Consider the following 3,130-nt stretch of genomic DNA (forward strand, 5'->3'; position numbering starts at 1 on the left):
ACTGGCGGCCTTCCACACCGTCCTGCAGCGCTGGAGCACCGCCGACGACGGCGACGCCGCCGGCAACGGTGAGGGCGTGGGCGGGGACGGCGGCGATGCCGGCGCCGGAGTCCTCGAAGGCGAGGCAGTCGGCGGGGGCGAAGCCGACGGCGGCGGCACCCTTGAGGAAGCCCTCGGGGTCGGGCTTGCTGGCGCCGACGGACTCGGCGGTGACCAGGACGGGCGGCAGCGGCAGGTCGGCGGCGGCCATCCGGACCCGGGCGAGCGGCTGGTCGGCGGAGGTGACCAGGGCGTGCGGGAGGCCGGCCAGCGAGGCGAGGAAGGCGGCGGCGCCGGGCACCGGGACGACGCCCTCGGTGTCGGCGCGCTCCTCGTCGAGCATCCGCTCGTTGTCGGCCAGGTTGAGTGCGACCGGGCGTTCGGGCAGCAGGGCGGCCATGGTCGCGTGGCCCTGGCGGCCGTGCGCGACGGCGAGCACCTCGGCGGGGTCCAGGCCGTGCCGCCCGGCCCAGCGGCTCCAGCAGCGCTCGACCACGGCGTCGGAGTTGACCAGGGTGCCGTCCATGTCCAGGAGGACGGCGCGGGCGGTCAGCCGGACGGGGGTAGCGGGCATGGGGCGGCTCCTCGGGGGGTGCGACGACGGCAGAGCCGGAGAATGCGAGCTCTTTGTTTCTCAATGATACAAAAGATCACCCGAGCAGGTGGGCGTTGACCGCGCGGGCCTCGGCGGCCAGCTCCGGCAGCTCCACCACCTCGATGCCGGCCGCCGTCAGCAGCGCGGTGCCCTGGCAGTCGGTGACGAACAGGTCCGGCTCGCGCCAGGCGACCACCACTCGCGGCACGCCCGCCGCGACGAGCAGTCGGGCGCACGGCATCGGCCGCGAGGCGCGCTGCCCGCAGGGCTCCAGCGAGCTGTAGACGGTCGCCCCGCGCAGCCGGGGGTCGCCCGCCGGAAGCTTGGCCAGCGCCGCCTCCTCCGCGTGGTCGTGCGGGTCGGTCTCCCGGCTGTAGCCCTCCGCCAGCACCGTGCCGTCGGCGCCGACGATCACCGCGCCGACCGAGAAGGCCGTCCCGGACGGCGGGCAGCGGCGGGAGAGCTCGACGGCCCGGCGCAGGTGGTCGAGGTCGGTGGACGCGGACGGGGTCACGGCGCGGGCTCCTTCGGGGCGTACCTGAGCAGGACGACGTCGCCCACGGTACGTGCCTCCAGCAGCCGCATCCGTCGGGCCGGCCCGCCCGGGAACGCGGAGGGGCGGACGAACCGGGGCGCCTCGGCCTGGCCGACCAGCAGCGGGGCGACGGCCAGCTGGAGTTCGTCCGCCAGCCCCTGGGCCAGGAACTGGGTGTGCACGCCCCCGCCGCCCTCGACCATCAGCCGGCGAACCCCGCGGGCGCCCAGGTCGTCCAGCACCGCGCCGGGGTCCACCGCGTCGCCCAGTGCGACCACCTCGGCCAGCCCGTCCAGCCGGGGGCGCAGCACCGCCGCCCCGGCGTCCGTGGTGTAGGCGAGGCGGGCGCCGCCGGTGTGCCAGAACCGCAGCCCGGCGTCGAGCGCGCCGCTCGCGCTGAGCGTCACCTTCAGCGGGTACTCGGGCCGGCCGGCCGCCAGTCGGGCGGCCCGGCGGGCGGGGTCGTTGACCAGCAGCCGGGGGTTGTCGGCGCGCAGGGTGTTGCCGCCGACCAGGATCGCGTCGGCGGCGGCGCGCTCCTCGTCGACCCGGTCGAAGTCGGCGGCGTTGGAGAGCAGCAGCCGGTCGGGGGAGGCGTCGTCGAGGTGGCCGTCGAGCGAGACGGCGGCGCTCAGCAGGACGTAGGGGCGCGGGCCGGGCATGGGCGGGGACCGTTCTGTCGGGGGCGCCTCCACGGTACGGCGGCCGGGTGCGGCCCGGGCCCGCCGTGACCGACATTCGAGACGGATCTTCTCGACATGCGGAACGGCGGGTAGCGTCGGGGGCGCCGCGGAGCCCCGCGGCCGACCGCATCGAGGGGGATCTCATGACCGGACCGCAGCCCGCCGCCGTCTACACCCACGGCCACCAGGAGGCCGTGCTGCGCTCGCACCGCTCCCGCACCGCCGCCGACTCGGCCGGCTACCTGCTGCCCGAACTGCGGCCCGGGCAGGCCCTGCTGGACGTCGGCTGCGGGCCCGGCACGATCACCGCGGACCTGGCCGAACTGGTCGGCCCGCAGGGGCGGGTGGTCGCGGTGGACGCCTCCGCCGAGGTGCTGGAGCAGGCCGCCGGGCACATCGCCGGCCGGGGCCTGTCCAACGTCGCCCTCGCCTGTGCCGACGTGCACCGACTGCCGTACCCGGACGGCGAGTTCGACGTGGTGCACGCCCACCAGGTGCTGCAGCACGTGGCCGACCCGGTGGCCGCGCTGCGCGAGCTGCGGCGGGTGACGGCGCCGGGCGGCGTGGTCGCGGTCCGCGACGTCGACTACGCCTCGATGACCTGGTTCCCGGAGGTGCCCGCGCTGGACCGGTGGCTGGAGCTGTACCGGCGGACCGCCCGCGCCAACGGCGGCGAGCCGGACGCCGGCCGGCGGCTGCTGTCCTGGGCCCGCGCGGCCGGCTTCACCGAGGTCACCGCGAGCGCCGGCACCTGGACGTACGCGACGCCCGAGCAGCGCGCCTGGTGGGGCGGGCTGTGGGCGGACCGGGTGACGGGCACCGCGCTGGGCCGGACGGCGGTCGAGCGGGGCTTCGCGGACCAGGACGAGCTGGGCCGGATCGCGGACGGCTGGCGGGAGTGGAGCGCCGCCGGGGACGGCTGGTTCTCGATGCTGCACGGCGAGATCCTGGCCCGCGGCTGAGCCGACGCGGCCGAACCGACGAGGGGCGGACAGGGCGGTCCGGGCAGGGCGGACAGGGCGGTCCGGGCAGGGCGGGCAGGCGTTCGGAAAGATCGGGTAAAGTCGCGCGACCGTTCAGATCGGGCCCGTTCGGGTCCGAGCCATGGTGCCGAGTGCCGAGCCGATGCCCGTTCCGGTGGGTTGGGGGAGTCCACGTGTCCAAGCCTGAGTCCGAGCCGCCCGTTCCGGGGCCGGAGTCGCCCGCGGCCACGGGGGCCGACGCGGACACGGACACCCGTCCGGGGGCGGGCGCGGACACCGGTACGGGGACGGACAC

2 protein-coding genes and 1 pseudogene are annotated in these 3,130 nt (G+C 76.8%); 1 reads left to right on the top strand and 2 read right to left on the bottom strand.

From position 1 onward, the window contains the following. Both ACIQOV_RS34565 and ACIQOV_RS34570 read right to left on the bottom strand, forming a co-directional pair. Nucleotides 1–613, bottom strand: a 613-nt coding sequence (locus tag ACIQOV_RS34565) for an HAD-IA family hydrolase (RefSeq protein WP_401054799.1), incomplete at its 3' end; no start/stop codon positions are given. Nucleotides 614–689: 76 nt separating this feature from the next. Then, nucleotides 690–1,831: pseudogene (locus ACIQOV_RS34570) on the bottom strand (dihydrofolate reductase family protein). 164 nt (nucleotides 1,832–1,995) lie between these two features. On the opposite strand from ACIQOV_RS34570, the gene ACIQOV_RS34575 reads away from it, so the two are divergent. After that, nucleotides 1,996–2,814: a methyltransferase domain-containing protein gene (locus ACIQOV_RS34575; RefSeq protein WP_401054800.1), complete on the top strand. Its 819-nt coding sequence runs from the start codon at nucleotides 1,996–1,998 to the stop codon at nucleotides 2,812–2,814. The last annotated feature ends 316 nt before the right edge of the window (nucleotides 2,815–3,130 follow it).

Origin of the sequence: Kitasatospora sp. NPDC091257 (assembly GCF_044757675.1) — a bacterium.
In the GTDB taxonomy this organism is placed as follows: domain Bacteria; phylum Actinomycetota; class Actinomycetes; order Streptomycetales; family Streptomycetaceae; genus Kitasatospora; species Kitasatospora lactacystinica.